This is a genomic window from Paraburkholderia sp. MM5384-R2, assembly GCF_014201025.1.
Taxonomy (GTDB): Bacteria; Pseudomonadota; Gammaproteobacteria; order Burkholderiales; family Burkholderiaceae; genus Paraburkholderia; species Paraburkholderia tuberum.
On the sequence record NZ_JACHDI010000021.1, the window covers coordinates 106,083 to 132,873 of the forward strand.

Genomic DNA, 26,791 nt, shown 5'->3' on the forward strand with positions numbered 1-26,791 from the left:
ATTGCACCATGCAGGTGGGGCATCGAAAATGAGGCCGGTTTTTGCGCCTCAAAGATGACTTGGGTCAATGTTCGATGCATGGAGAGCATGTTGTGTAACCATCCGGATCGCGCAGTGAGTACTCCATCGTTTCGGACTGCGGTTCATGCGCTTGGGCAACACTCCCCTACAACTCGCCGCGCGCGGCTAGCGCGGCGATGCGCTCGGCGGTGCGACACGCGATCGCCTGAATCGTCAGCGACGGATTCACGCCGCCCACGGTCGGAAACACCGAGCCGTCACACACCCACAGGTTGCGGATGTCCCAACTGCGGCAGTCCGCGTCGACGACGCTCGTCGACGGATCGTCACCCATGCGCGCGGTGCCGTTCAGGTGGCAGGTGTCGTCGGTCTCGCGCCAGATCTCCTTGCCGCCGGCGGCCGCGAGCGCCTGCTCCATGAAGTCGAGCGAATGCGCGATGAGCCGCTTGTCGTTGTCGCACCATGAATAGGTGACGCGCGCGATCGGCAGCCCGTACTGGTCTTTCTCGTCGGCAAGCGTCACGCGGTTGCGCTGCTGCGGCAGCATCTCGCCGACGATCTTCAGCCCCGCCTGGTGGTTGTACTTGAGCATCTCCGCGCCGAGCGCGTCGCCCCACAAGCCGCGGCCATTCTGCACCGCGACCCATCCGTTCGGCAGCGGCCCCTGGCTCATGTAGCAGTAGCCGCCGAAAAAATCTTTGCCCTTGTCTTCGTAGTTCCAGTGCTCGGTGAGCGCGAGCGACGGCGGCCCCTTGTACCAGCGGATGTCTTCATCGAAGGTGCCGTAGACGCCCTGATTCGACTGCGCCATCAGGTATTTGCCCACAAGTCCCGAACTGTTCGCGAGGCCGTCGGGAAAGCGGCTGTTGGCCGACATCAGCAACAGGCGCGGCGTTTCGATCGCGTAGCCGGCCACCACCACGTGCTTCGCGCGCTGGAATCGCCAGCGTCCTTCGCGCAGATATTCGACGCCGGTGGCGAGCCCCGCGTCGTTGGTGACGACGCGGCCGACCATCGCCAGATCGCGCACCTCGGCGCCGGCTCGCAGCGCACGCGGGATCCACGTGACGAGCGCGCTTTGCTTCGCGTTGGTCGCGCAGCCGGACACGCAAAAGCCGCGGTACACGCACGGATGCGCGCGGCCGCGCGGCGCGGAGAGGGTCGCGAGCGGCGTCGGGCTCCAGCCGATCCCGAGCGCCTCGGCGCCGCGCGCGAGCACCAGCGCCGCCGCGTTCAGCTCATGCGCGCGATACGGATAGCGCGGCCGCTTCGGCCCCCACGGATAGTTCACCGGTCCGGAGATTTTCAGCGCGTCCTCGACCTCGCCGTAGTAGTGCCACATCTCGCGCCAGTCGAGCGGCCAGTCGGCGCCATAGCCGAGCACGCTGCGCGACTTGAACCACTCGGGCCGAAAGCGCAGCGACACCATCGCGAAATGGACCGTGCTGCCGCCCACCGCCTTGCCGCTGTTGTTGTTGCCGAGCTTCAGCGGATTGTCGCCGTCGCAGATGCGCTCGTCGGTCCAGAACAGTTTTTCCTGATGCGCTTCGTCAGACGCGAACTCTTCGAGCGGACGCCACCACGCGCCGGCATCGAACGCGACGACCTTGAAGCCTTTTTCCGCAAGCCGGCACGCAAGCGTGCCACCGCCGGCGCCGGTGCCGACGATCGCGAAATCGACCTCCTCGCCGTCAAGGTACGTGCGCATCGGCACCCAGCCGCCGCGCTGGAACACGTCGGGTGCGCGGCCGTCCTTGCCGCGCGGCCGTTGCTGCGCGTCATCGGACACGGCGGTTCTCCTTCGCGGCCTGCTCATGGGTGTCGGGCGTCGCTTCGACCGCCTCCCACGGATCGCGCCGGTTCAGGTACATGCGCACATAGCCGCGCGGATTCGCCGGGCCGCCGAAGCCGATCTCGCTCCACGCGTGCGGGTGCGAGTAGTAGAGCCCGCAGATGTCGTGCAGCACGCGCTCGCCGAAGAACAGCTTCGACGGCATGCCGCGCCACGCGGGGTTCGTCAGTTCGCCGCGCTGCATCTCGCCGAGCAGCGCGATCTGCGTGTCCTCCGCGAGGCTCGCGAACGGCAGGCCGCCGCGCTCGCGGCACTCGGCATCGAGCGCGGCGAGGCCGATGCGCCAAGCGTCGCGCATCGGCGGCAAACGGGCGTCGCGGTAGCCGTCGTTGCCATTGCCGGCGAGCCGCGCGTCGAGCAGGGCGGCGAGCGGCACCACCGGTTGCGCATTCGCTTGCGGCACGATGCGGGCGCACAGCGAGGTGACCGCGAGCCATTCGACCGCGTTGAAAAAGCGCGGCTCGAGCGGTGTCGCGAGGCGTTCGGCAATCACCGCGCGGGTGTGCGCGTCCCACGACGGCGTCGTGCGTTTGTCGAGCACGTCGTAGCCGGGATAGCGGGTGGCTCGGGTCGAGCGTGGTCGGTTGGTCATTTTTCAGTCTCCCGCAGACGCAGTGCGGCGAGCCCGGCGAGCGCCAGCGCGGAAAAGCTCGGCGGCGCGGGCAGCGGCGGCCCGTCGAACAGATTCTGGCTCCAGTTGCGCCAGCCGCCCTGACGACGCGCGATCCCGCGCGCGTGAAAACCCGCGCCGACAAAGCCGAGCACGGTCGTGATGCGTAACCAGAGCCGCGTGTACCAGCGCTCGCGCGGAGCGGACAGCGCGGCATGCGCGAGCAGCGCGGCGGTGATCGGCGCAATACTGACCGGCGCGTACATCGCGCGATGCTGAAACGCGCCACGAAAATGCAGCAGCGCGGCCTCCCCCACCGTGCCGACGAGACCCGCCGCGACCAGCAGACCGAGCGCCTGACCGGCCGGCATGCCTAGCAGTTGCGGGTCGTCCGAGGGCTCGTCGCGCAAGCGTTCGGCGACGGCACCGAGCGCGCCTGACAGCAGCAACGCGCTCGGCGCGCCGAGCGGTGCCGCGTGAAACAGGTTGTTCCAGCTCCAGCCGCCCGGCCGCTTCATCACGTTGTAGAAATGGAAGCCCGTGCCGGCGATGCCCGTCGCCGCCGCGGTCAGATAGATCGCATGGCGCGCGCGATGCGTCTGGCCGCGACGATCCGCGCCACCATGCAGGCCCGCAGCGAGCGACAGACTCGCGCTGACGAGTGGCGTGAACATCGCGGGGTTGTCGAACGAGCCGCGGTAGTGCTCCATCGCGCTATCGGCGAGCACCGACAGCGCGAGCAGCGCGGAGCTGTGGTTGAAGGTGCGGGCCGCTTCGACGTGTGCCTCCACCTCGGCGGTCGGTTCGCTCGCGTGCACGCGCGCCGGCGCGCGCTGACGGCTGCGGGCGGCACACGTCGGGAACGTCACGGATGCCCGATGCTCGTGGTGTTGCGGACCGGTCTCACGCCGTTCGCGATGCAACTCCGGTCTTCCCGCGCGGCGCGCGGCCAACGCCGCGACGGCCGTCAGGGCCGCCGCCGTGTACAGCAATCCGGGTACGCGTGAAGAGCTCATAGATATCGCTTCCGTGTCGTGGCCTGCTTTATTTGATGAGGTAGCGCTCGGCGTCACCATGCTTGAACTCGAGCCCGCAACCGGGCCGCGACAGGTCCGGCTCCATCTGGCCGTCGCGCAAACGCGGCGCACCGTCGAACAGCATGGCTTCGATCCGGGCGTGGTCATGGAACCACTCCTGATGGCGCAAGCGCGGCGCCGCGCACGCGACGTGCAGATGCAGCGCCGGTGCGCAATGCGCGGACAGCGGCACGTGATACGCGTCGCACAGCGCGGCGGCCTGCAGGAAGCCGGTGATGCCGCCGCAACGGCTCGCGTCGGCCTGGAGCACGTCGACGGCCCCCGCCGCGAGCAGGTGGCGGAAGTCGTCGAGCGTGTAGCCGTATTCGCCGGCGGCGATCTCCATGCCGGCCGGCACGCGCTCGCGTACGCCGCGCAGGCCCGCTTCGTCGTCCGAAGACACGGGCTCCTCGAACCAGCTCACCTGGTGCTCGGCGAAACGTTGCGCGTAGTACAGCGCCCGTTGCGGCGTGAACGCGCCGTTCGCGTCGACGAACAGGCCCGCGCCGCCGATCGCCGCGCGCGCCGCCGCGACGCGCGCCGGGTCCTTGTCCGGCTCGCTGCCGATTTTCATCTTTACCCACCGGCAGCCGTCCTGCGCGACCCAGCCGGCGAACTGCTGCTGCAAGCGCTCGTTCGTGTACGTGGTGAAGCCGCCGCTGCCGTAAGCCGGCACGGCCGGGCGCAACGCGCCGAGCAGCCCGACGAGCGGCACGCCGAGCAGCTTCGCCTTCAGGTCCCACAGCGCGCAGTCGATTGCCGAAATGGCTGTCGCGGCCAGTCCCGCGCGGCCGAGATTGCGCACCTGGCGTTGCAACCGTTGCCAATGCGCGCCGACGTCCAATCCGTCGTGATTCAGCACGCAGGCGGTGAGCGCGCCCTGGATCAGCGCGACGATGCAGGCATCGCTGTACGTGTAGCCGATGCCGGTGTGGCCGCCCGCGTCGACCTCGACGACGACCAGCGTGGTCGCGTCCCACGCGAACGTGCCGTCGGCCTCCGGCGCGTCGGTCGGAATGCGGTACGCGCTCGCGCGCAGCGCGCTCACGGGCGCTTGCGACGAGCCCCCGCTCCTGGCGCCGCGCTTCATCGACGCGCTCCTTGCGCGCGCGCGTGACGCCCTTCATTGATGCAACAGCCGACGGTCCCCGACATTCCGGTCTCCAGGTGGTAGTGAGACGAAGCTGCCTGCTGCGTCGCAAGTACCGTTCCGCACTATTGCAATCCGTAAAGCGGGCCGCGCTGGAGCACACTTCGCGTTGCCGCCAACGCCACTCGCGCGCGCGCCCACGGTTTCGACGAGCATGGCAACCCCGCCCGGCTCGTCACAGTCGGCCAAACGGCCTATGTCGTCTGGCAGAGGCGACTTGGGCTCGCGCGTGGCGTAAAATACGCGCTTTCCCGAAAAACTCGCCAACATGACGCTCGCCTCCACCCAAGAGATCATTGCCGAACTGAAAGCCGGCCGGATGGTGATCCTCGTCGACGAAGAAGACCGCGAGAACGAGGGCGACCTCGTGATCGCCGCCGAGTTTGTCACTCCGGAAGCGATCAATTTCATGGCTCGCTACGGCCGCGGCCTGATCTGCCTGACGCTGACCCAGGATCGCTGCAAGCAGCTGAACCTGCCGCTGATGACCTACCGCAACGGCACGCAGTACGGCACCGCGTTCACGGTCAGCATCGAAGCGGCCGAAGGCGTGACGACCGGCATCTCGGCGGCCGACCGGGCCCGCACGATCGCGGCCGCGGTCGCGCCGGACGCCAAGGCCGAGCACATCGTGCAGCCGGGCCATATCTTCCCGATCATGGCCCAGCCGGGCGGCGTGCTGGTGCGCGCCGGCCATACCGAGGCCGGCTGCGACTTCACGAGGCTCGCGGGCCTCACGCCTGCCGCGGTGATCTGCGAAGTGATCAAGGACGACGGCACGATGGCGCGTCTGCCGGACCTGCTCGAGTTCGGCAAGGAGCACGGCCTGAAGACCGGCACGATCGCCGATCTGATTCACTATCGCAGCCGCACCGAGTCGATCGTCGAGCGTGTTTGCGAACGTACGATGCAAACCGCGCACGGCGCGTTCCGCGCGGTCATGTATCTCGATCAGCCGAGCGGCCAGCCGCACATCGCGCTGGTGCGCGGCACGCCGATGCCCGATCGCGACACGCCGGTGCGCGTGCACGAGCCGCTGTCGGTGCTGGATCTGCTCGAAGTCGGCGAATCCACCCATTCGTGGACGCTGGACGCGGCCATCCAGGAAATCGCAGAACGCGATCTCGGCGTGGTCGTACTGCTGAACTGCGGCGACTCGAAAGACCATCTGATCGACGTCTTCAAGGCGTTCGACTCGAAGGAAAAAGCGGACGCGCTGAAGCGCCGGCCGGTCGACTTCAAGACCTACGGCATCGGCGCGCAGATTCTGCGCGAACTCGGCGTCGGCAAGATGCAGGTGCTGTCGAACCCACGCAAGCTCGGCAGCATGTCGGGTTATGGTCTCGAAGTCACGGGCTTCATCCCGATGCCCGGCAGCAAAACGCAAGCCCCGCAACTCTGATCCGGCCACTCACGCGCCTCGCGCCCACTCAAACACTACGGAATTCATATGGAAATCGGACAATACCAACCGAATCTCGACGGCGACGGACTGCGCATCGGCATCGTCCAGGCGCGCTTTAACGAACCCGTCTGCAACGGCCTCGCCGACTCCTGCATCGAAGAACTCGAACGCCTCGGCGTGACCGGCGAAGACGTGCTGCTCGTCACGGTGCCGGGCGCGCTGGAAATCCCGCTCGCGCTGCAAAAGCTCGCGGAAAGCGCGCAATTCGACGCGCTGATCGCGCTCGGCGCGGTGATCCGCGGCGAGACCTACCACTTCGAGCTGGTTTCGAACGAAAGCGGCGCGGGCATCACGCGCATCGGCCTCGACTTCGGCATTCCGGTCGCGAACGCGGTGCTGACCACCGAGAACGACGAGCAAGCCGTCGCGCGGATGACCGAGAAGGGTCGCGACGCCGCGCGCGTGGCGGTCGAAATGGCGAACCTCGCGGTCGCGCTCGAGCAGCTCGGCGGCGATGACGACGAAGATGAAGACGAAGACGACGAGGAAGAGGCATGAAGAGCGCACGCCGACGCTCCCGCGAACTGGCCACGCAGGGGCTTTACCAGTGGCTGCTGTCGGGCTCGCCCGGCAGTGAGATCGACGCGCAACTGCGCGGCGCGCAAGGTTACGACAAGGCCGATCACGAGCACCTGGACGCGATCCTGCATGGCGTGATGCGCGATTCCGAAGCACTTTCCGCCGCGATCGCGCCGTGCCTCGACCGTCCGATCGATCAACTGTCGCCGGTCGAACGCGCGGTGCTGCTGGTCGCCGCGTTCGAACTGAAGAATCACGTCGACATTCCGTATCGCGTGGTCATCAACGAAGCGGTCGAGCTGACCAAGACGTTCGGCGGCTCGGACGGCTACAAGTACGTGAACGGCGTGCTCGACAAGCTCTCGGCGCAACTGCGCGCCACCGAGACGCAGGCGGCTCGCAAGAGCTGAGCGCGGCGCCGGTGGAGCCATGCCGCGCATCGGCACCCTGCCACGTCGCACTGCACAGGGCGAAGCACCTCGATCGCCCGCAAGGACGGCGCTGCGCGCATCGATGAACGCATCATTTGATGGGTAGGCGCCCTCCTGCTTCTGAACTGGACTGACCGTATGAACTCCGTGACCGAACCTCTCGTGCGGCTTGCCGCGCGCGTCGATGCCATCCAGCCTTTCTACGTGATGGAACTGGCCAAGGAGGCCGTGCTGCTCGAACGCGCGGGGCGCGACATCATTCACATGGGCATCGGCGAGCCGGATTTCACGGCGCCCGAGCCGGTCATCGAGGCGGCCGCGAGCGCGCTGCGCCGCGGCGTCACGCAGTACACCAGCGCGCTCGGCGTGCACGCGCTGCGCGATGCGATTTCCACGCATTACGCCGAGTTCTACGGCATCGACGTCGATCCGGCGCGGATCGTGGTGACCGCGGGCGCATCGGCCGCGCTCTTGCTGGCGTGCGCGGCGCTCGTCGATCGCGACGACGAAGTATTGATGCCCGACCCGTGCTATCCGTGCAACCGCCATTTCGTGATCGCCGCCGAAGGCAAGCCGGTGATGGTGCCGAGCGGGCCGGCCGAGCGCTTCCAGCTGACCGCCGCCGACGTCGAACGCCTGTGGGGCGAGCGCACCCGCGGCGTGCTGCTCGCGTCGCCGTCGAATCCGACCGGCACGTCGATCGAGCCGGCCGAACTCGAACGCATCGTCAAGGCCGTGCGCGCGCGCGGCGGCTTCACGATCGTCGACGAGATCTACCAGGGCCTCAGCTACGACGCTAAGCCGGTGTCGGCGCTGTCGTTCGGCGACGACGTGGTCACCGTCAACAGCTTCTCGAAGTACTTCAACATGACCGGCTGGCGCCTCGGCTGGCTCGTCGTGCCGCCCGCGATGGTCAGCGCGTTCGAAAAGCTCGCGCAGAACCTGTTCATCTGCGCGTCGGCGCTCGCGCAGCACGCGGCGCTCGCCTGTTTCGAGCCGGAGACGATCGCGATCTACGAAGCGCGGCGCCTCGAATTCAAGCGACGCCGCGACTTCATCGCGCCGGCGCTCGAATCGCTCGGCTTCTCCGTGCCGGTGATGCCGGACGGCGCGTTCTACGTGTACGCGGACTGCCGAGGGGTCGCGCATCCGGCGGCCGGCGACAGCGCGGCGCTCACGAAGGCGATGCTGCACGATGCCGGGGTCGTGCTGGTGCCGGGCATGGACTTCGGCACGCACGCGCCGAAGGACTACATCCGGCTGTCGTATGCGACCGCGTATCCAAAGCTCGAAGAGGCGGTCGAGCGGCTGGCAAAGCTGTTCGGGCGGCATTGACGCATCGGGATTGATTCGGCAGCAACCGGCCTGCCAGACGCAAAAAAGGACACCCGAGGGTGTCCTTGTTGTTTTTCATGCGGCACGGCAAGGTCTAACTCAAGCCCCCAGCTCCGACGCCGACGCCACGTGGCGCGTCGTCGAATTGGCGTTCGCGTCGTCCTGATCGGCCGGCTGCGTGTGCACCGCCGACGTCGCCGGGCTCAGCGCGTGACCGCCTTGCAGCGTCACCTGAACGCGCTTGCCGTTGCCACCGCTCGTCGCCGCGGCTGGCGCCGGCGTGGCCGACGCGGTCAGCACCGGAGCTTGCGGCGCATTGATCGGCACCTTACGGCCGCGCGCGACGTCGCGCAGACGACCGCGCTCGGCCATCACCTTCGCGCCGTAGCCGCCGTCATCCGGCGTGGTCGAGCCGACGTACAGACGCAGGCCGCCCGGCAGCGAGCCGCCACGCGCGATGCAATCCTTCAGCACGAGCGCGCCGACCTTGATGTTCGCGAGCGGTTGGAGCGCCGCGCTTTGGCCGCCGAAATACTGGAATTTGTCCGAATGCACCTTCGACATCACCTGCATCAGGCCCTGCGCGCCGACGCCGCTCTCGGCGTACGGATTGAAGCCCGATTCGATCGCCATCACTGACAGCAGCAGCAGCGGATCGAGGCCGACTTCGCGGCCGGTGTCGAACGCGGCTTTTACGAGCTCGCCGACGGGCTCCTGAGCGACGCGATAACGCCGCGCGAGGTACGACGCGACCAGGTCCTGCCCGTGGCTCGACACGAGCACGCGGTCATCGCGTGCATCGGCGGACACGCGCTGCTGCGGAATCAGACGTGCGAGCGCGCTGACGCCCTGCATCGTGCGCGGATCGAGGCCGTTGAGCGCGGCGGCGCTCGTGCCCGACGTCCCGGCGCCGTCGAAGCCGGTGGTGGCCGCGGTGAGGGTCATGCTGCCGTCGTTCGAGCCATCGGTGGGACTCGGCGTGGTCGGCATGTTCGGCGAATCGGCCGACAGCGATTCGTCGGAGGATGCGTCGACGTTTCTGGTCGGTCCGATGGCGGGCAGCGGATTGCCTTGCAGCAGGCGGGCGGGGCCCGCTTGCACGGCGGCGGAAATGACCGGCATCAGACGCGCGGCGAGCGCGCCGCGCCATGTCGGCATCAGCCACAGTGCGAGAGCCAGCACCACGGCGATCCCGCCGACAATGCTGAACAGGTGATGACTCAGTCGCGTCCCGCTGCGCAGCGCACCGCGCACAACCTGCGCAATACGCTCATCGGGACGCCACGATAACCAGGCGTTCATTCAGATCTCCCATCTTGCATGATCCACGAACTCCGCCGGGACAAATCAGGCGGTACGGCGCGCTCGCAGAGTCAAGACATCGCGTGCTCTCTGGTTGGGCAGCAGCGACGTCGGGAAAACGGCAACATATACCGTTTTGGGAGCCATCTCAAAAACAGCCCACACATACTCGATGTGTATCGGGCTTGGCTCCCACGCGAAAAACCAGCGTTGGTGGACGCTGGTGAGGGACTTCAATAATGCCGTTCTACCCTGCAGGGAAGCAAAACGGTGACGCGTTGCGTCTGAGGACCGGGGGCGACCGTAAAAAGGTTAATGCCCTGCAACCAATGTGGACGGATTCTATGCACGGTTTTATAGATCGTCAACACTATAGAATTCAAGAATTATAACTATTTGTAATTATGAACAGTGTTCAGTCACCCGAGAACCGTGCTCAATGCCCGTTTCGGGCGATCCGACCCTGGCTGTTTGGACTAGACCATTTGGTCGATCTCCGTGCGGTGGCTAACGCAGGTAAAATCGACAATCGTTTTTTGCGTCAGATGGGTACCAACGCCGTTCCTCCTGCCTCCCCGTCGTATGCGCCGTGCATGCGGCCCTGAACAGTCACAGATGAAATACAAAGACTTACGCGATTTCATCGGCCGCCTCGAGGCGATCGGTGAATTGCGCCGAATTTCGCAAAAAGTGTCGCCGAATCTCGAAATGACCGAACTTTGCGACCGTGTGCTCCGCGCGGGCGGCCCGGCTCTGTTGTTCGAGAACACCGAGCGGCACGCGTTCCCGGTGCTCGGCAATCTGTTCGGCACGCCGCGCCGCGTCGCGCTTGGCATGGGCATCGATGCCGAAGCGGGCGCGGGCGACCAGGCGGCGCTCGAATCGCTGCGCGATGTCGGTCGGCTACTCTCCGCGTTGAAGGAACCCGAGCCGCCGAAAGGGCTCAAGGACGCCGGCAAGCTGCTGTCGCTAGCGAAGGCCGTGTGGGACATGGCGCCGAAGACGGTCAACGCACCGCCCTGCCAGGAAATCGTCTGGGAAGGCAATGACGTCGACCTTGCCAAATTGCCCATTCAGACCTGCTGGCCCGGCGATGCCGGGCCGTTGATCACCTGGGGTCTGACCGTCACGAAAGGGCCGAACAAGAGTCGACAAAACCTGGGTATCTATCGCCAGCAACTGATCGGGCGTAACAAGCTGATCATGCGCTGGCTGGCGCATCGCGGCGGCGCGCTCGATTTTCGTGAGTTCGCGCTGAAAAATCCCGGCAAGCCGTATCCGGTGGCCGTCGTGCTCGGTGCGGACCCGGCGACGATTCTCGGCGCGGTCACGCCGGTGCCCGACACGCTGTCCGAATACCAGTTCGCCGGCCTGCTGCGCGGCGGGCGCACCGAGCTCGCGAAATGCGTCACACCGGGCGTCGACGGTCTGCAGGTCCCCGCGCGCGCCGAGATCGTGCTCGAGGGCTTCATCTATCCGCAGGAAGGCGCACCCTCGCCCGCCCCGGCCGGCGCACCGCCGCGTCCGTCGAAGGGTGCGTCGGCCACGTACGAACACGCGCTCGAAGGCCCGTATGGCGATCACACCGGCTACTACAACGAACAGGAGTGGTTCCCGGTCTTCACGGTCGAGCGCATCACGATGCGCCGCGACGCGATCTATCACTCCACCTACACCGGCAGACCGCCCGACGAGCCGGCGGTGCTCGGCGTCGCGCTGAACGAAGTGTTCGTACCGCTGCTGCAGAAGCAGTTCACCGAGATCACGGACTTCTATCTGCCGCCCGAAGGCTGCAGTTACCGCATGGCGATCGTGCAAATGAAGAAGAGCTACCCCGGCCACGCGAAACGCGCGATGTTCGGCGTGTGGAGCTTCCTGCGGCAGTTCATGTATACGAAGTTCATCGTCGTCGTCGATGAGGACGTCAATATCCGGGACTGGAAGGAAGTGATCTGGGCGATCACCACGCGAGTGGACCCGACGCGCGACACGGTGCTCGTCGACCGCACGCCGATCGACTATCTCGATTTCGCGTCGCCGGTAGCCGGCCTCGGCTCGAAGATGGGGCTCGACGCAACCAACAAGTGGCCGGGCGAAACCGACCGCGAATGGGGCCGCCCGATCGTGATGGACGACGCGGTCAAACAGCGTATCGATAGCTTGTGGAACGAGTTGGGCCTCGGCCTGTAACGCGCGCGGGACAACACAATCAATAACGGATGGAGCGCTCGCGCGGATGCACGCTTTTTCAATGATGTCGGACGGCTTTTTTCTGTCCTTGTCGCTGTGCCTCGATATCGGTCTCGTCAACGTCGCGATCATTTCGCTGACGCTGTCGCACGGCTTTCGGCCGGGCTTCTGGCTCGGCCTCGGCTCGTGCGTCGGCGATCTCATTTACGCGACGCTCGCGCTCGCGGGCATGGCCGCGCTGCTGCAGTTCGAATCGGTGCGCTGGGTCGTATGGATCGGCGGCGCGGCGATCCTCCTGTTCCTCACCTGGAAGATGGCGCGTGAAGCGATGTTCCCGGCCACGGCGCAAGCTGTTGCCGGCGAAGGCGACGCGGCTGCGCCGCATCAGTCGGCATGGCGCGGGTTTGTGCGCGGCGTGCTGCTCGCGGTGTCGTCGCCGTCGGCGATCCTGTGGTTCGCGGCGGTCGGTGGCGCGCTGATCGCGAAGGCCGGCGCAACGAGCCCGACAACCGCGCTGATCTTCCTCGGCGGATTCTTTCTGGGCGGCCTGTGCTGGACGCTGTTCATCTGCGGGCTCGGCAGCCACGGACGCAAGCGCGCGGGCGCCGGTCTGCTGCGCGCGTGTCACGTTCTGTCGGCGCTGCTGTTCGCCTATTTCTCGTACAGCGTGATCGTCAACGGGTATCGCGATCTGATCGTGCAGAGCACCGCGCAAGTGGCAAGCTGAAGCGGCTCGCGAACAAAAAAAACGGCTCGCATCGGCGAGCCGTTTTTCTTCATGCGACTCGACGTGAGCCGCTCATGCGAGGTACTGCGCGAGCTTCGGCAGATCGACATTGCCACCGCTCACCACCACGCCGACGCGCTTGCCCTTCACCGGCACGACGCCGTTCAGCACCGCCGCCGCCGCGAGACAACCAGTCGGTTCGACGACGATCTTCATGCGCTGCGCGAAAAAGCGCATCGTCTCGATCAGTTGCGCATCGCTGACCGTTTCGATTCGCGCGACCAGCTGGCGGATGACCGCGAACGTGTAGTGGCCCAGATGCGTCGAGGCGGCGCCATCGGCAATCGTGCGCGGCGCGTCGATATGAACGATCTCGCCGCGTGCGAGCGACTGCTGGCCGTCGTTGCCCGCCTCGGGCTCGATGCCGATCACGGTGCAGGCCGGGCTCAGCGCGGCCGCCGACAATGCGCTGCCGCTGATCAACCCGCCGCCGCCAAGGCACACGAACAACATGTCGAGCGGGCCGGTTTCGTCGATCAGTTCTTTGACCGCGGTGCCCTGGCCGGCGATCACGTGCGGATGATCGTACGGCGGGATCAGCGTCATGCCGCGCTCTTCGGCGAGCCGGCGGCCGATTTCCTCGCGATTTTCCTTGTAGCGGTCGTAGCTGATCACTTCGCCGCCGTAGCCTTTGGTCGCGGCGACCTTGGCTTCGGGTGCGTCGTGCGGCATCACGATCGTCGCGTGAATGCCGGCGAGGCGCGCGGACAGCGCGATCGCCTGCGCGTGATTGCCCGACGAATAGGTCAGCACGCCCGCCTTGCGCTGCTCCGCGTCGAAATGCGAAATCGCGTTGTACGCGCCGCGGAACTTGAACGCGCCCATGCGCTGGAAGTTTTCGCACTTGAAGAACACCGACGCGCCAGTGCGCTCGTCGAACGTGCTCGATGTCAGAACGGGGGTGCGGTGCGCGACGCCTTCGAGACGCGCGGCGGCGTCGAGGACGTCATCGAAGGTGGGAGCGGGAAGCGCTTGCATCGGCGAAACTCTCCTGGAGCGGTGGCGAAGCAGCCATTCTCCCAGCTTCCTCGATGCTTTGGAACGGCGCTCGCGCGAGGGCGCGACACCAGCCAGGAACGCTGCGGAAAGCAAAAACCAGCGACACAAAAAGAAACGACGTAACCCGGCACAAGCCGGCGTTACGCCGTCGACGTTCCCACGCGCGTCAAGCGCGCCCGCGCTTCTTAATGACGATGGTACGAGTGCCCGTAGCCGCGATAGTAGCCACGGTAGCCGTGGTAGTAGCCACGATAGTAAGGGCGGCCATAGCCGTAATAGCCTCCGACCACCACCGGAGCCGGTGCGAACACAACCGGCGGCGCGTACACCGGCGCAGGCGGCGGGGCGTAATAGACAGGCGGCGGCGCCGCATAGACCGGATAGGCCGGCGCGATCGGCACCCCAAGGCCGATACCGACGGAAACACCCGCCTCAGCGGCCCCGGCAAGTCCCAAGCCGAGTGCGGCTGCAACGACAAACGGAACGATCTTTTTCACTTCTATTCTCCTAGCGCGGCCTGCCAAGGTCGCCGACTGCGCATGCCTCGCATGCTGTGAAATCAATGTATCTAAAAAGCCCCGGCCGAAATGTTCGCATTTGTTGCAAATTGCAAGGGCGAGCCAAAGCGTTTTGCCGAGCGCGGCGCGAGCGCGCCTACGCGCCGCCGCGACCTGAGCGAAATCAGCCGGGAATCAAGAGGTTGCACGCGGGCGACGGGCCGCGCGTCACAGGTCTGATCGAGCGCGGGGGTTTGAGTTCGCGCATCGGTAATCTTTAATTACAAATTCGCTTCAATCCTGACAGCCGGAAGAAAATTCCCAACAAAAAATGCCCGGCTCAATTGCTCGAGGCCGGGCATTTTGTCACCTGCGAAGACCGCGCGGCTAGCCGACCTTCACGTACACGAATTCGCGGGACACGTTGGGCGGCACGTATGCGCCGCTGATCCGCACGCGCGGCGTAAGGCGCTTTTTCTGATCCCACCAGCGACGGCGCTGGGCGCGCGTCAGGAACCGCAAGTGCTTTCGGTAAGAAAAAATACTCATCTCGACCCTCCCGAATTTCTGACTGCGAACGAAGTACGGAAAATACGACTGTCAAACCGACTCATCGACCACTGTTCGTGTCACGTACGATTGTGAACAGATTTCACAACCGTGGGCGTCACGCCACCCGATGACCGACCGTTGGCGCCATATCGCCCGCAAACTTATCAGACGACCGCTGTCGAACCGTGCAAGGGGCCGGATCGCGGCCGCGCTTCGCCGGATGCGAGATACTGCTGCTTCCCGTTCACACGATCCATCTGGAGCAGGTGACCATGTCCCAGTCTTCCTTGCCGCGCGTCGGCTTCATCGGCGCGGGGCGGCTCGCGCGTTGTCTCGCGCTCGCGTTTGCGCGCGCCGGCTATCCGGTCACCGCGGTGGCGAGCCGCTCGGCCGATTCCGCGCGCCGGCTCGCCGCCCAGATCGCACACTGCGCGGCCACTGACGACCCGCAACAGGCCGTCGACGCCGCCGATATCGTTTTTTTAGCCGTTCCTGACGACAGCATCGGTACGACAGCGCACACACTCCGCTTTGGAGGCAATGCGGCAAGCCACCCCGGCAAAGCGCTCGTGCACTGCAGCGGCGCCTCGCCGGTCGAACTGCTCGCGCCAGCGCGCGATCAGGGCGCGGCGATCGGCGGCTTTCATCCGTTGTATCTATTTAGCGGCGAGCTCGCCGATCTCGAGCGTATCGTTGGCTGCTCGGTGACGATCGAAGCCGACGGCGAACTGAAGGAGACGCTGACCGCGCTCGCGCTCGCGCTGCGCTGCCATCCGCTGTCGATTCCGCCGGGCGGCCGGATGCTATATCACGCCGCCGCTCACTACGCGGCGAGCTTCGCGCTCTGCAGCCTCGCCGAATGCGTGGCGTTGTGGCGCACGCTCGGGTTCGCCGAAGACGACGCGCTGCGCGCGCTGCTGCCGATGCTCGCCGGCACGATCGAAACCGCCCGCGACAAGGGCCTGCCGAACGCGCTCGCGGGGCCGGTATCGCGCGGCGACACGGGTGTCGTCGAGAAGCAGCTCGCGCTGCTCGAAGGCTTCGGCGGCGACCATGCCGCGCTGTATGGTCTGCTGACGCGCCGCGCGGTCAACCTCGCCCGACGTCGCGAAACGCCGGCCGCGACGATTGAAGCGATCTCCGAAGCTGTGGAAGAATCGCTGGGCCGCTCGCTGAATCAGGCCGCAGCAGGTGCAAGCGTCAAGTAAGCCGTGATAATGTGACGTCCGGCACGCCGGGCGAACCACGCGACGACCCGCGCCGCGCTTCGGGACCAACAGACGAGAACGCACAATGATCAAAGTCAGCATCCTCTACCCGTACCGGGAAAACGGCCGCTTCGACATGGACTACTACTGCGCGACCCATATGCCGCTCGCGGCGAAGCTGTTCGGGCCGGCGCTGAAAGGCTGGTCGGTCGACGCGGGCCTGAACGCCGGGCCGCCCGGCACGCCACCGCCTTACGCGGCCGCGGGACACTTCCTGTTCGATAGCGCGGACGACTTCTATAAAGTGTTCAAGCCCGCGTCCGAGCAACTATTAGCGGATATCCCGAACTACACCGACGGCGGCAACGGCACAATCCTGATCAGCGAGGTCCGGATTTCCGTGTGATGCCGGACAGACAGCCATCGGGAGGCGGCGCGCAATGACGTCGAACCTCCGGTTGGCTAACCGGGTAAATCCAGAACACCGCCGGCACGCACCGATCGGGCGACGCCGGCAGCCCGCGGCCGGTCGGCGGCCGTCATCAGAAGCATAAGGACATGAGATGTTTGGCGATATCGCCCGTTTTCTGCTCAATACCGTTTTCACGTTGTTTGGCGCCGCGCTGCTGTTGCGCGCGTGGCTGCAGGTTGTGCGCCTGCCGCCGTACAACCCGGTCTCGAACGCCGTGCTGCAGGCGACCAACTGGATCGTGCTGCCGCTGCGGCGCATCCTGCCGAGCACGCGCAACATCGACTGGGCGAGCGTGGTCGCGACGCTGATCGCCGCGATCATCTACGTCGTCCTGATGATCGTGCTGACGGGCGCGGATCCGCTGACGCTCGTGCCGACGATGCTGATCGTCGCGGTGCTCACCGCGATCAAGTGGGCGCTCAATCTGATCATCTGGATGACGATCCTGATGGCGCTGCTGTCGTGGCTCAATCCGCGTTCGCCCGCGATGCCGATTCTGTATCAGCTGACCGCGCCGTTTCTGAATCCGTTGCGTCGCGTGCTGCCGAAATTCGGCGGTATCGATCTGTCGCCGATCCTGCTGTTCGTGATCGTGCAGGTGCTGCAGATGGTCGTCACGCGCGCGGCGGTTCAGCTGACTTATTTTGTGATCTGAGCTGATTGCGCGGGAAAGTTGGGCTGACGCGCGGCGGCCGCTTGAGTCGGCGCGGCTTCTACACGGCTGCCGCGAAACCGCGGCTCTCCCCCGTCCGGAACACCGACACCGTCTGCTTCATCTTGCGCGCCTGCGTCTCGAGCGATTGCGCGGCCGCCGCGGCCTGTTCGACGAGCGCCGCGTTCCGCTGCGTGGTCTCGTCCATCTGCGTGACGGCCTGGCCGACCTGGTGAATGCTGCGGTTCTGCTCTTCGGAGGCCGTTGCGATCTCGCTGACGATATCCGACACGCGATGAATCGCGGCCTTGATATCCGCCATCGTCGTGCTGACTTCGGCTGCCTGCTGCGTGCCGCCTTCGATGATCGCGACCGACGTCGTGATCATCTCCTTGATCTCCTTGGCCGCGCTTGCCGAGCGCTGCGCGAGGTTGCGCACCTCGCTCGCGACCACCGCGAAACCGCGCCCCTGCTCGCCCGCGCGCGCGGCCTCGACCGCCGCGTTCAACGCGAGAATATTGGTTTGGAACGCGATGCCCTCGATCACGCCGGTGATCTCCGAGATTTTCGTCGAACTGCCGCTGATATCACCGATGGTGCGCACCATGCCCTCGACGGCCGTGTTGCCGGTGTTGGCGACCTGTGCAGCCTCAGTCGCGAGCGCGCTCGCGTTGCGCGCGTTGTCGCTGTTGCGGGTGACGGTCTGCGTCAATTCCGACATGCTCGCCGCGGTCTGTTCGAGCGAAGCGGCCTGCTCTTCGGTGCGAGCGGACAGATCGATGTTGCCGCTCGCGATCTGCTGCGAAGCGATGCTGACCGACTCGGCGCTTTCGCGAATCGAACCGATCGTCGCCGCGAGACGCTCCTGCATGTGCGCGACCGCGCGCAAGATGCTGCCGTCGTCGGCGGCGCCGGTGTGCAGTCGCTGGCTCAAGTCGCCGCCCGCGATCTGCTCGACGACCTTCGCGACTTCGGCCGGTTCGCCGCCGATCTGCCGCACGACCGCGCGCGTCACCAGCAGCCCCAGGCCGATCGCAACCGCGACGCCGACGACCGCGCAGCTCGCGATCCACCACGTCACCAAGCGAACCATCTCGACGCCGTTCGCGACACGCTGTCTGGCCAACTCATCCCGCACGTCGGACAGCTTGATCATCAGCGTGCGCAGCTTGACGTGCAGCGGGTCGGTGGTCGATTTGAGCTCGGCGAGCGCGCCGCTCTGATCGCCCTGATCGGCCAGCGCCATCACCTTCGCGACCGAACTCATATAGGCCGGATAGGCGGCGTCGAAGTCGCTCAGCAATTGCTTCTGCGCGTCGGTGGTCGCGTGCTTGCGCTCGTAGTCGAATGCCGACAGGATCGCCGCTTCACCGCCGTGATTCAGGCGCACCGTATCGGCACGGCCTGCCGGCTCCGGATTCAGGATGTACGAATAGAGGCGCCGGAAGTGCGAAGCGGCCTGCCACGCGGCGGTGCCGTCGTCGCGCACAGGCACGAATTCGCGGTCGTACATTTCGGTTTGCATCGTCGCGACTTCGCGCACCTTCAGCACACCGACCGTGCCGACGATGGCCGTTACGAACGCGCACAGCATCAACGAGCCGACAAGCTTCTGGCTCAGTTTCAGATTGGAAAGCCACTGCATCTTGGGAAAATCTCTTGATCGGGATGGGAAGCGCCGGGTTCGTGCCGGCTTGCGGGTGCGCAAGCGCACGATGTTGGGCAGTATTCGGATTAACGGCAGACGCAGACCAAGTCTGAAGGCTCGCGCCGTTCGAACCGCAGAAGCGAAAAGACGGGTCGGCTGCTCGTGCGCGCGAGCCATACCCCTGCCCAAACGGCCCAAAAGCCTGTAAAATAGCGCGCTCTGCGGGCGTCGTATAATGGTAATACCCTAGCTTCCCAAGCTAGAGCCGTGGGTTCGATTCCCATCGCCCGCTCCACTTTCCCGCTGAGTGTTCAGCGGAATCCAGCAAGAGCCGCCTCCCTGAAGGCGGCTTTTTTGTAGTGGCAACGGCCCGGCACAGCGCGCAAGCCGCGCAGCCCCCACCCTTGCAGCAGCATCGACGATGATCCACGATCCAAACGACTCCGGTCTCCCGGACGACGCCCCGACCCCCACGAGCGCAGCCGACCAGCTCGCCGGCAACGAGACGAACGACGTCGACGGCACGCCGGGTGCAACGCCGGCAGACACGCTTCATCACCGCCGCATCCGCAGCTTCGTCACGCGCGCGGGTCGCGTGTCGACCGGCCAGCGCCGCGCGTTCGATGAGTTCGGCCCGCGCTTCGTCGTGCCCTATGCACCACAACAACCCGACTGGACCGGCGTGTTCGGCCGCGAAGCGCCGCGCGTGCTGGAGATCGGCTTCGGCATGGGCGCCACCACCGCGGAGATCGCCGCGCACCGTCCCGACGATGACTTCCTGGGCGTCGAAGTCCACGAGCCCGGCGTCGGCGCGTTGCTGAAGCTGATCGGCGAGCAGTCGCTGACGAACATTCGCATCATCCAGCACGACGCGGTCGAAGTGCTCGAGCACATGATCGCGCCCGACAGCCTCGACGGCGCGCACATCTTTTTCCCCGACCCGTGGCACAAGGCGCGCCATCACAAGCGCCGGCTGATCCAGCCGAAGTTCGTCGCCCTGCTCGTGTCGCGTCTGAAGCCGGATGCGTATCTGCATTGCGCGACCGACTGGCAGAACTACGCCGAACAGATGCTCGAAGTGCTCGGCGCCGATCCGCTGCTCGAAAACACCGCCGACACCTACGCGCCGCGGCCCGACTATCGTCCGGTGACGAAGTTCGAACGACGTGGCCTGCGGCTTGGCCACGGCGTGTGGGACCTCGTGTTCCGCAAGCGCGGCGCCGCGTAGCGCGACGAGACGGCAAGCCAACGAAAAAAGGTCCGCACATACGCGGACCTTTTTTCATCGCACGGCAAATCTCAATCGGCCCAGCTCAACCCGCCGCTATAACCGATCAGCAGGATCAGCAAGCCAAAGCCGATCCGATACCACGCGAACACCGTGAAGTCGTGCGACGCGACATAGCGCAGCAGCCAGCGGATGCAGAGGAACGCACTGACGAACGCGGCCGCGAAGCCGAGCGCGAAGCTGCCGAGCGCATCGGTGGTGAGCAGGTGCCAGTCCTTGTACAGCTCATAGGCTGTCGCGCCGAAGATGATCGGAATCGCGAGAAAGAATGAAAACTCGGTCGCGGCGCGGCGCTCGATGCCGAACAGCATGCCGCCGATGATCGTCGAGCCCGAGCGCGAGGTCCCCGGAATCAGCGCGAAGCACTGTGCGAGGCCGACTTTCAACGCATCGAGCGGGCTCAGATCGTCGATGCTGCGCACCCGCACCGCCGCGTCGCCGCGCGCGCGCTGGCGCGCCTCCGCCCACAGGATCACGACGCCACCCGCGACCAGCGCAAACGCGACCGGCACCGGTGAAAACAGCGCCTCCTTGATCGACTTCTCGAACAGCAGGCCGAGCACGACTGCCGGAATCGTCGCAATGATCACGTTCAGCGCGAAGCGGCGCGCCTCGGGTCGGCTCGGCAGCCCCACGATCACGTTGCCGATGCGCCGGCGAAACTCCCAACACACGGCGAGAATCGCGCCGAGCTGGATCACGACATCGAAGGTCTTCGCGTGCTCGTCGGAGAAATCCAGCAGACTGCCGACGACGATCAGATGCCCGGTGCTCGACACCGGCAAGAACTCCGTCAAACCCTCGACCACGCCGAGAATCAGCGCCTTGCAAGCCAGTAGCCAGTCCATCCGTGCCCCTTATCGCGGTAGGTTGTCGCAACGAAATGGGCCGGCACGGCCATGACTGGCATGCGCGGCCCACGTGGCCGCGCATGCCAGTCATCTTTCGACGATCTGCACGCGTATGCCGTTTGTAAGGATGGTGATTGTACCGGGTTCGTAGTTGACGCCGGCAAATTGCAGTTGCTCGGGCTTGAACGTGTAGATCGGATAGTTGGTCAGCAATTGGGTCGCGAGCAGCGCCGCGGCCGCGTTGATCTGCTGCGTGTACATCTGCGCCTCGCCGCTCACGCTGACGTTGTCGACACTCGGCGACTTGAGGATCACCGAACGGCTCGCCGCGTCGTATGCAAGTTCACTCGACAGCGTGAACACGCCATCGACCGGCTGCTGCAGGAACGGACTCGCGAAACGCGCGTCGAGCTTCACCTGCACGCGGTTCGCATCGGGCAGCATGCCCACCACCGGATTGCTCAGCGCGACATCGAACACCTGCGACACCGTGCGCTGATACGGGAACTTGCGCTGCACGGCCTCCTGCACCTGCTTCTGCGAGAACGTGTAGTGCGACGGCATGAACGGAAACGTCGGACTCGCGCAAGCCGCGAGCGACACAGTGATGCCAAGCACGCTGCAGCCGGTCAGCGCAGCGCGCAGAAAGCGGCGCCGGGCCGGCGCTGCGGGTCGAGTCATGCGAAATCTCCTGTGGAAGCCCTTGCGGACATCGGCTTGCGTTGACGGGTGTGGTCAGCGACGGCGTTCACGGCATGCCGCGCGTCATGGATGGGATGCCGGTTGTGTTTGCGCCTCGAGTTGCGTGAGCCACGCGAGCGCTTCGCCGCGATTCGCGCCGCACATCTCGAGTTGCGGCTGCAGACCCGAGCAGCATGCGGGCCGCTCCGGCCGGCCGAAGATCGCGCAGCGCAGATCGTCGCCGAGTTGCACGCAGCGCACGCCCGCCGGCTTGCCGTTCGGCATGCCCGGAATCGGGCTCGAAATCGACGGCGCGATACAGCACGCGCCGCAATCGGGACGGCACGCGTGAGCGTCCACCCGTGCACTGTTCAACCTTTGATCCACGTCATCTTTCCTGAACTCAAACCTTGGCAACGTGTTGCCAGACCCGCATTGTGCCACTGCCTGTCCGCGCGACCTTTTTACACAATCGGGTGCCGCGGGCACGCCCGTAAACTCGAAGCTGCTGACTGACCATGACACGCGGCACGTCGCGAGAGCCGCCCACCGTCCGACACCGCTCATGTTCCAAACCGACACCCTGTTCCGCCCCGACCTGCTCGCGCGCTACAGCGCGAACGGCCCCCGGTATACGTCCTATCCGACCGCGCCGCAGTTCCGCGAATCGTTCGACACCGCCGGCTATCGCCGCGCCGCCGCCGACCCGGGTGCCGCGTCGACCGATCTGTCTCTGTACTTCCACATTCCGTTTTGCGACACCGTGTGCTTCTACTGCGGCTGCAACAAGGTCGTGACGAAAAATCGCGCGCATGCGCGCCCGTACCTTGAGCGGCTCAAACGCGAAATCGGTTTGCAGGCCGCGTGTTTCGATACGCAGCGGCCCGTCTCGCAATTGCATTGGGGCGGCGGCACGCCGACGTTTTTGTCGCATGACGAGATGACCGAGCTGATAGCCGCGACGCGCGAGCACTTCAAACTGCTGCCCGACGATCGCGCCGAATATTCGATCGAGGTCGATCCGCGCGAGGCGTCGCCCGACACGGTCGCGCTTCTGCGCCGCCTCGGCTTCAACCGGCTGAGCCTGGGCGTGCAGGACTTCGATCCGCGCGTGCAGCAGGCGATCAATCGCATCCAGCCGTTCGAGATGACCGCATCGGTGATGCAGGCGGCGCGCACGTACGGTTTTCATTCGATCGGCGTCGATCTGATTTACGGGCTGCCGCATCAAACCGTCGCGAGCTTCAGCCGCACGCTCGACACGATGCTCGAACTGGCGCCGGACCGGCTGTCGGTGTTCGCGTATGCGCACATGCCGGGGCTCTTCAAGATGCAGCGCCAGATGGATCCCGCGACGCTGCCGTCGAGCGAGGAGCGGCTGGCTCTGCTGCAACGGGTAGTCGAACGGCTGACTGAAGCGGGCTATGCGTACATCGGCATGGATCACTTCGCGCTGCCCACCGACGAGCTCGCTCGCGCGCAGGCGCAGCGCACGCTGCATCGCAATTTCCAGGGCTATAGCACGCGGGCCGAGTGCGATCTGATCGGTTTTGGCGCCTCGTCGATCGGCAAGGTCGGCGACGTGTACGCGCAGAACGCGCGAGAGCTGCCCGCTTACACCGACTCGATCGATGCGGGCCGGCTCGCGATCGCGCGCGGCATCCGCCTGTCCGCCGACGACCGTCTGCGGCGCGACGTGATCACGCAGCTGATGTGCAACCTCGAACTGCGCTTCGACGAATTCGAAGCGGCGTACGGCATCCACTTCGCCGACACGTTCGCGCCGGAACTCGCGCGTCTGCGTTCGTTCGAGGACGACGGGCTGATCTCGCTCGACGCACGCAAGCTCGAAGTGCGAATGGCCGGCCGCATGCTCGTGCGCAATCTCGCGATGGTATTTGACCGCTATCTGGGCGAGCAGACGCTCACACGATTCTCGCGCACGGTCTGAGCACCGCTCGCCGCGAACACGCTGTGGCGGGTGAAGGCAATCGACTTGCCCGTCTACCGATTTTCGGCCATAATCTACGTCTTCCTCGCGCGCTGAATTCCCGATGCGCGCGCTGCAGTATCTGCCCAGGTGGTGAAATTGGTAGACGCAGGGGACTCAAAATCCCCCGCCGCAAGGCGTGCCGGTTCGATTCCGGCCCTGGGCACCAACAAGCATCCAAACAACAGCAAGGTTTCACCACAAAGCCCCGTCAGGTATAGCCTCATGGGGTTTTTTGTTTCCATCGTCTACAAGGTTCCACCATCGACAGCCGGGGGTATCCGGGGGTATCTTTCCGGGTATGCGCAACCGAATGCGCCGATTTCGTTGGAAATACCCCCATGCCGCTCACCGACACGACCATCAGAAATACGAAGCCGACCGACAAGGCATAGAAGCTTTTCGACGGCGGCGGCTTGTTCCTGCTCGTCACGCCAGCCGGTCAGCGATACTGGCGGCTCAAATACCGGGTAGCGGGAAAGGAAAAGCTACTGGCGCTCGGCGTCTATCCAGACGTGTCGCTTGCGGCGGCGCGCAAGAAGCGCGACGAAGCCCGCGAGAGGCTTGCGGCCGGCGTCGATTCCAGCGAGGCGAAGAAATCGGATAAGCGCGCCGCCCGCTTAGCGGCACTAAACACGTTCGAAACCCTCGCCTTGGCATGGATGGACGAACGCCGCCCCTATGTCGAGCGCGCGCAGTATGACAAGACACTGGCGCGTTTCAAGAGCGATGCTTTCCCGTGGATTGGCAAGCGCCCCATCGTTGAAATTGAAGCGCCGGAGATTCTGGACGTACTCAAGCGAGTGGATAGCCGGGGCGCTCGCTTTACCGCTCACCGTCTGCGCAGCGAAATAAGCCGCGTGTTCCGCTTCGCGATCAAGGAGGGCTATTGCAAAACCGATCCGGCACGCGATCTGGTTGGCGCAATACCGCCCGCACAGACAACGCATTTCGCCTCGATCACCGAGCCCGCCAAGGTCGCAGAGATGTTGCGGGCCTTCGATGCCTTTTCCGGCACGTTCCCGGTTTTGTGTGCGCTCAGGCTCGCCCCCACGCTGTTTGTGCGTCCCGGCGAACTGAGACAGGCCGAATGGGCGCACATCGATCTGGACAAGGGGGAATGGCGCTACCGCGTCACGAAAACCAACACCGATCATCTTGTGCCACTGGCGGCGCAGGCCGTTACGATCCTGCGCGAACTGCGGGCGCTGACGGGTAGCGGCCGCTACGTGTTCCCAGGCGCACGCGATATCAAGCGCCCGATGAGTGAAGCGGCTATCAATGCCGCGCTTCGGCGGCTTGGCTACGATACGCGCACCGAGATAACCGGCCACGGTTTCCGGGCGATGGCGCGCACGATCCTGCATGAAGAACTGGAACACAAACCCGAAGTGATCGAGCATCAACTCGCGCACGCTGTACCGGATAACCTTGGTTCGGCGTACAACCGGACAAAATTCATTCGCGAGCGCCGCAAGATGATGCAGGAGTGGGCCGATTACCTTGACCGGATCAATGCCGGGGCCGAAGTCATTCCGATCAAAGGCGGGACGGTCGCCTGACTACCTCAACGGGACAACCTTTTGGACCAGTGCCGCCCAATGATGGAGGCGTGGGCGAAGCATATCTGCACACCGGCCCAACTGCGGCAGCAAAAAGGCTACACGGATGTAGCCCTTTCGGTTTCTGCCTCAAGGCAGCGGAAGCTTGCTGTCATCGAGTCGTCGCGGAGGATTGGCTCCCCAACGTGCTTTTATCTGTTCCGGAGTCTCCGGAGGCCATTTCACGCCCATCTTGATGATTCGGTCCCGGATTTCGACCAGCTTCCTGTAGGCCGGTGAATCAGGCGCGGAGGCGTTTCTGTTGATGTCATGTGAAAGCGCGAACGGGAACGATACTCCGTTGATGTTGTAAGTAGACGGGTTTGCGCCGTGATCGAGAAGGTAGTCGATCTGGTCGAGTGCGTTGTTCATTAATGCTTCAAATAGCACTGAATTACGCAACGAATCGCGCCGGTTCACATCTGCGCCACGCTCCACCAGCAGCTTGAGCGAACCAGATGTCGACTCCTTTGCAATATCAAAAATTATCGGGGTGCCTTCTGAAATCAAATTAGGATCAACACCGCCGTCCAGCATCGCACGCAGGAATTCCGAGTGCGAGCTGTTGAGCACGACCCCGAGCGGATCGCCAAAATTCGGCACCTCTTGCAAGGGATCGGCTCCGGCCTTCACCACCTCCGACATAACCGCAAGCCGATGCGGATCGCGCTGCAACGCCTCCTGAAACGCAAAAAACAGCATCGTCATGTTCTTGCGTCCGGGCGTCTTCAGATCCGTCTTCGGTGCCAATCGCCTGACCTGCTCCATGTCGCCTCGCTCGATGGCCTGCGCCAGTTCGAGTTGCGGGCCGCTAAAAAAATCAGTGGCGGGAAATTTTTTCATTGCATGAACCACAGGGGATAGCGCCAGTAACAGCACCGGCACGATAAGAATTCGGCTGAGTGTTTTCATCGCTTTCAGCCACGTTATGGCAGTGTTTCAAGTACGAAGATGTCCTCCGCCTTCTGCTGCTCGATGCCGTCTATTACCTGCCTGATGGAGTGCCGCGACACGGGCGAGTCGCTGCCGGGAAGGGGATAGTGAGTACCGGCTGCACCGGGCAGGGGCGTCCACGTCTGCGCCACGGTCAGAAGGTCGCCCTTCACATGGTACGCATTGATGTTCGATGGTGTGACCTGGCCGCCGTAGTGTTCGACCGTCTTCAGGTGCAGACCAGCGGCATTGAAGCTCCAGCAGTCCTTGCCGCTGGCGACGGATGCAGCCGAACACAGGCCACCGCCTAGCGAGTGACCTGTTATGTCGATAGGTTCTGTTGAGAAGGCTAATTTTTTACCTGTATTGACAGCCCTCTCGTAATAGGGCGATTCCATATCCACGCTTTGGCTGAAGTTGTTCGACCAGTCGGCCAGGCTCGTCATTTCGGTTCCCTTGAAGGCAAGGGTCGGCTTCATATCGTTGCCGAAGACCGCCGCATTCGGTTCATACACCTGCGCTCCAAAATTGGAACCCTTGATTTTCAGGTCTTTCGGCTTCAAGCCATACTGATCCAGAAATTCCGTATCCCCGCTGCGGTTCGCCCACCCTTCGGGCACCGGCCTGGACGGCTCGTAGACATGATCGGAGAGTCTGGCCTTCTCCACCGCGACATTGTTG

General features: G+C 64.8%; 24 protein-coding genes, 2 tRNA genes and 2 pseudogenes. 14 read left to right on the forward strand and 14 right to left on the reverse strand.

Annotated features, from left to right (window positions below; all coding sequences use genetic code 11):
* Positions 1-166: 166 nt before the first annotated feature.
* From HDG37_RS28240 to HDG37_RS28255, 4 genes are read right to left on the reverse strand one after another with little or no spacing between them, the layout of a single operon-like run.
* Complete coding sequence (locus HDG37_RS28240) at positions 167-1,810, reverse strand: GMC family oxidoreductase (protein WP_184053245.1); 1,644 nt, start codon at positions 1,808-1,810, stop codon at positions 167-169.
* Positions 1,800-2,465: a gluconate 2-dehydrogenase subunit 3 family protein gene (locus HDG37_RS28245; RefSeq protein WP_184053248.1), complete on the reverse strand. Its 666-nt coding sequence runs from the start codon at positions 2,463-2,465 to the stop codon at positions 1,800-1,802. The genes HDG37_RS28240 and HDG37_RS28245 overlap by 11 nt, the downstream gene beginning before the upstream one ends.
* Entirely contained in the window at positions 2,462-3,499 is a 1,038-nt protein-coding gene (locus HDG37_RS28250) for a hypothetical protein (protein ID WP_184053251.1), read from the reverse strand. The genes HDG37_RS28245 and HDG37_RS28250 overlap by 4 nt, the downstream gene beginning before the upstream one ends.
* Before the next feature lie 28 nt (positions 3,500-3,527).
* Positions 3,528-4,649, reverse strand: a complete 1,122-nt coding sequence (locus HDG37_RS28255; protein WP_184053254.1) for an enolase C-terminal domain-like protein — start codon at positions 4,647-4,649, stop codon at positions 3,528-3,530.
* Between the two features lie 328 nt (positions 4,650-4,977).
* Here HDG37_RS28255 and ribBA point away from each other — a divergent pair, with 328 nt between their 5' ends.
* From ribBA to HDG37_RS28275, 4 genes are all read left to right on the forward strand, one after another.
* Entirely contained in the window at positions 4,978-6,111 is a 1,134-nt protein-coding gene (gene ribBA, locus HDG37_RS28260) for a bifunctional 3,4-dihydroxy-2-butanone-4-phosphate synthase/GTP cyclohydrolase II (protein WP_184053257.1), read from the forward strand.
* A 48-nt stretch (positions 6,112-6,159) separates the two neighbouring features.
* On the forward strand, positions 6,160-6,672 hold the full coding sequence (gene ribH, locus HDG37_RS28265) for a 6,7-dimethyl-8-ribityllumazine synthase (RefSeq protein ID WP_013090228.1): 513 nt from the start codon (positions 6,160-6,162) through the stop codon (positions 6,670-6,672).
* Positions 6,669-7,103: a transcription antitermination factor NusB gene (gene nusB / locus HDG37_RS28270; protein ID WP_184053260.1), complete on the forward strand. Its 435-nt coding sequence runs from the start codon at positions 6,669-6,671 to the stop codon at positions 7,101-7,103. The genes ribH and nusB overlap by 4 nt, the downstream gene beginning before the upstream one ends.
* 159 nt (positions 7,104-7,262) lie before the next feature.
* Entirely contained in the window at positions 7,263-8,459 is a 1,197-nt protein-coding gene (locus HDG37_RS28275) for a pyridoxal phosphate-dependent aminotransferase (RefSeq protein ID WP_184053263.1), read from the forward strand.
* A gap of 99 nt (positions 8,460-8,558) precedes the next feature.
* Here the strand turns inward: HDG37_RS28275 and HDG37_RS28280 are convergent, their stop codons facing one another.
* The gene (locus HDG37_RS28280; RefSeq protein WP_184053267.1) at positions 8,559-9,761 is read right to left on the reverse strand and encodes a lytic transglycosylase domain-containing protein; all 1,203 of its coding nucleotides are present in this window, start codon (positions 9,759-9,761) and stop codon (positions 8,559-8,561) included.
* Positions 9,762-10,376: 615 nt separating this feature from the next.
* On the opposite strand from HDG37_RS28280, the gene HDG37_RS28285 reads away from it, so the two are divergent.
* Positions 10,377-11,951, forward strand: a complete 1,575-nt coding sequence (locus HDG37_RS28285; protein WP_184053270.1) for a UbiD family decarboxylase — start codon at positions 10,377-10,379, stop codon at positions 11,949-11,951.
* A gap of 46 nt (positions 11,952-11,997) precedes the next feature.
* Positions 11,998-12,678: a LysE family translocator gene (locus tag HDG37_RS28290; RefSeq protein WP_184053273.1), complete on the forward strand. Its 681-nt coding sequence runs from the start codon at positions 11,998-12,000 to the stop codon at positions 12,676-12,678.
* A gap of 72 nt (positions 12,679-12,750) precedes the next feature.
* Here the strand turns inward: HDG37_RS28290 and HDG37_RS28295 are convergent, their stop codons facing one another.
* The 3 genes from HDG37_RS28295 to HDG37_RS28305 form a co-directional block, all read right to left on the reverse strand.
* On the reverse strand, positions 12,751-13,716 hold the full coding sequence (locus HDG37_RS28295; protein WP_090801497.1) for a threo-3-hydroxy-L-aspartate ammonia-lyase: 966 nt from the start codon (positions 13,714-13,716) through the stop codon (positions 12,751-12,753).
* Between the two features lie 206 nt (positions 13,717-13,922).
* On the reverse strand, positions 13,923-14,234 hold the full coding sequence (locus tag HDG37_RS28300; protein ID WP_184053276.1) for a hypothetical protein: 312 nt from the start codon (positions 14,232-14,234) through the stop codon (positions 13,923-13,925).
* A 387-nt stretch (positions 14,235-14,621) separates the two neighbouring features.
* The gene (locus HDG37_RS28305; RefSeq protein WP_167368604.1) at positions 14,622-14,783 is read right to left on the reverse strand and encodes a hypothetical protein; all 162 of its coding nucleotides are present in this window, start codon (positions 14,781-14,783) and stop codon (positions 14,622-14,624) included.
* A 275-nt stretch (positions 14,784-15,058) separates the two neighbouring features.
* Here HDG37_RS28305 and HDG37_RS28310 point away from each other — a divergent pair, with 275 nt between their 5' ends.
* From HDG37_RS28310 to HDG37_RS28320, 3 genes are all read left to right on the forward strand, one after another.
* On the forward strand, positions 15,059-15,994 hold the full coding sequence (locus HDG37_RS28310; RefSeq protein WP_184053279.1) for a Rossmann-like and DUF2520 domain-containing protein: 936 nt from the start codon (positions 15,059-15,061) through the stop codon (positions 15,992-15,994).
* 85 nt (positions 15,995-16,079) lie between these two features.
* Positions 16,080-16,400: an EthD family reductase gene (locus HDG37_RS28315; RefSeq protein ID WP_184053282.1), complete on the forward strand. Its 321-nt coding sequence runs from the start codon at positions 16,080-16,082 to the stop codon at positions 16,398-16,400.
* A 157-nt stretch (positions 16,401-16,557) separates the two neighbouring features.
* The gene (locus HDG37_RS28320) at positions 16,558-17,121 is read left to right on the forward strand and encodes a YggT family protein (RefSeq protein WP_184053285.1); all 564 of its coding nucleotides are present in this window, start codon (positions 16,558-16,560) and stop codon (positions 17,119-17,121) included.
* Between the two features lie 58 nt (positions 17,122-17,179).
* On the opposite strand, the gene HDG37_RS28325 is transcribed toward HDG37_RS28320, so the two are convergent.
* Positions 17,180-18,763 carry a methyl-accepting chemotaxis protein gene (locus tag HDG37_RS28325; protein ID WP_184053288.1) on the reverse strand — a complete coding sequence of 528 codons (1,584 nt, stop codon included), beginning with the start codon at positions 18,761-18,763 and terminating at the stop codon, positions 17,180-17,182.
* 224 nt (positions 18,764-18,987) lie between these two features.
* Between HDG37_RS28325 and HDG37_RS28330 the strand changes: the two genes are divergently transcribed.
* Together HDG37_RS28330 and trmB are read left to right on the forward strand one after the other, a co-directional pair.
* Positions 18,988-19,061: transfer RNA gene (locus HDG37_RS28330), tRNA-Gly, on the forward strand.
* 126 nt (positions 19,062-19,187) lie between these two features.
* Positions 19,188-19,994: a tRNA (guanosine(46)-N7)-methyltransferase TrmB gene (trmB, locus tag HDG37_RS28335; protein WP_184053291.1), complete on the forward strand. Its 807-nt coding sequence runs from the start codon at positions 19,188-19,190 to the stop codon at positions 19,992-19,994.
* Positions 19,995-20,065: 71 nt separating this feature from the next.
* Here trmB and HDG37_RS28340 read toward each other — a convergent pair whose 3' ends face one another.
* The 3 genes from HDG37_RS28340 to HDG37_RS28350 form a co-directional block, all read right to left on the reverse strand.
* Positions 20,066-20,902, reverse strand: coding sequence for an undecaprenyl-diphosphate phosphatase (locus tag HDG37_RS28340; RefSeq protein ID WP_184053294.1), 837 nt, complete (start codon positions 20,900-20,902; stop codon positions 20,066-20,068).
* Positions 20,903-20,992: 90 nt separating this feature from the next.
* Complete coding sequence (locus HDG37_RS28345; protein WP_184053297.1) at positions 20,993-21,586, reverse strand: DUF1439 domain-containing protein; 594 nt, start codon at positions 21,584-21,586, stop codon at positions 20,993-20,995.
* An 84-nt stretch (positions 21,587-21,670) separates the two neighbouring features.
* On the reverse strand, positions 21,671-21,973 hold the full coding sequence (locus HDG37_RS28350) for a YkgJ family cysteine cluster protein (protein ID WP_184023217.1): 303 nt from the start codon (positions 21,971-21,973) through the stop codon (positions 21,671-21,673).
* Between the two features lie 178 nt (positions 21,974-22,151).
* Between HDG37_RS28350 and hemN the strand changes: the two genes are divergently transcribed.
* The 3 genes and pseudogenes from hemN (at position 22,152) to HDG37_RS28365 (ending at position 25,138) form a co-directional block, all read left to right on the forward strand.
* Positions 22,152-23,537 (forward strand): oxygen-independent coproporphyrinogen III oxidase, encoded by a 1,386-nt coding sequence (gene hemN / locus HDG37_RS28355; RefSeq protein WP_184053299.1) that lies wholly within the window; start codon positions 22,152-22,154, stop codon positions 23,535-23,537.
* 123 nt (positions 23,538-23,660) lie between these two features.
* Positions 23,661-23,745, forward strand: a tRNA-Leu gene (locus tag HDG37_RS28360).
* Positions 23,746-23,917: 172 nt separating this feature from the next.
* Positions 23,918-25,138 (forward strand): annotated as a pseudogene (locus HDG37_RS28365) (tyrosine-type recombinase/integrase).
* Between the two features lie 129 nt (positions 25,139-25,267).
* Here the strand turns inward: HDG37_RS28365 and HDG37_RS28370 are convergent.
* Positions 25,268-26,089, reverse strand: a complete 822-nt coding sequence (locus HDG37_RS28370) for an ankyrin repeat domain-containing protein (RefSeq protein WP_184053302.1) — start codon at positions 26,087-26,089, stop codon at positions 25,268-25,270.
* 14 nt (positions 26,090-26,103) lie between these two features.
* Positions 26,104-26,791: pseudogene (locus HDG37_RS28375) on the reverse strand (DUF2974 domain-containing protein); the annotation flags it as partial.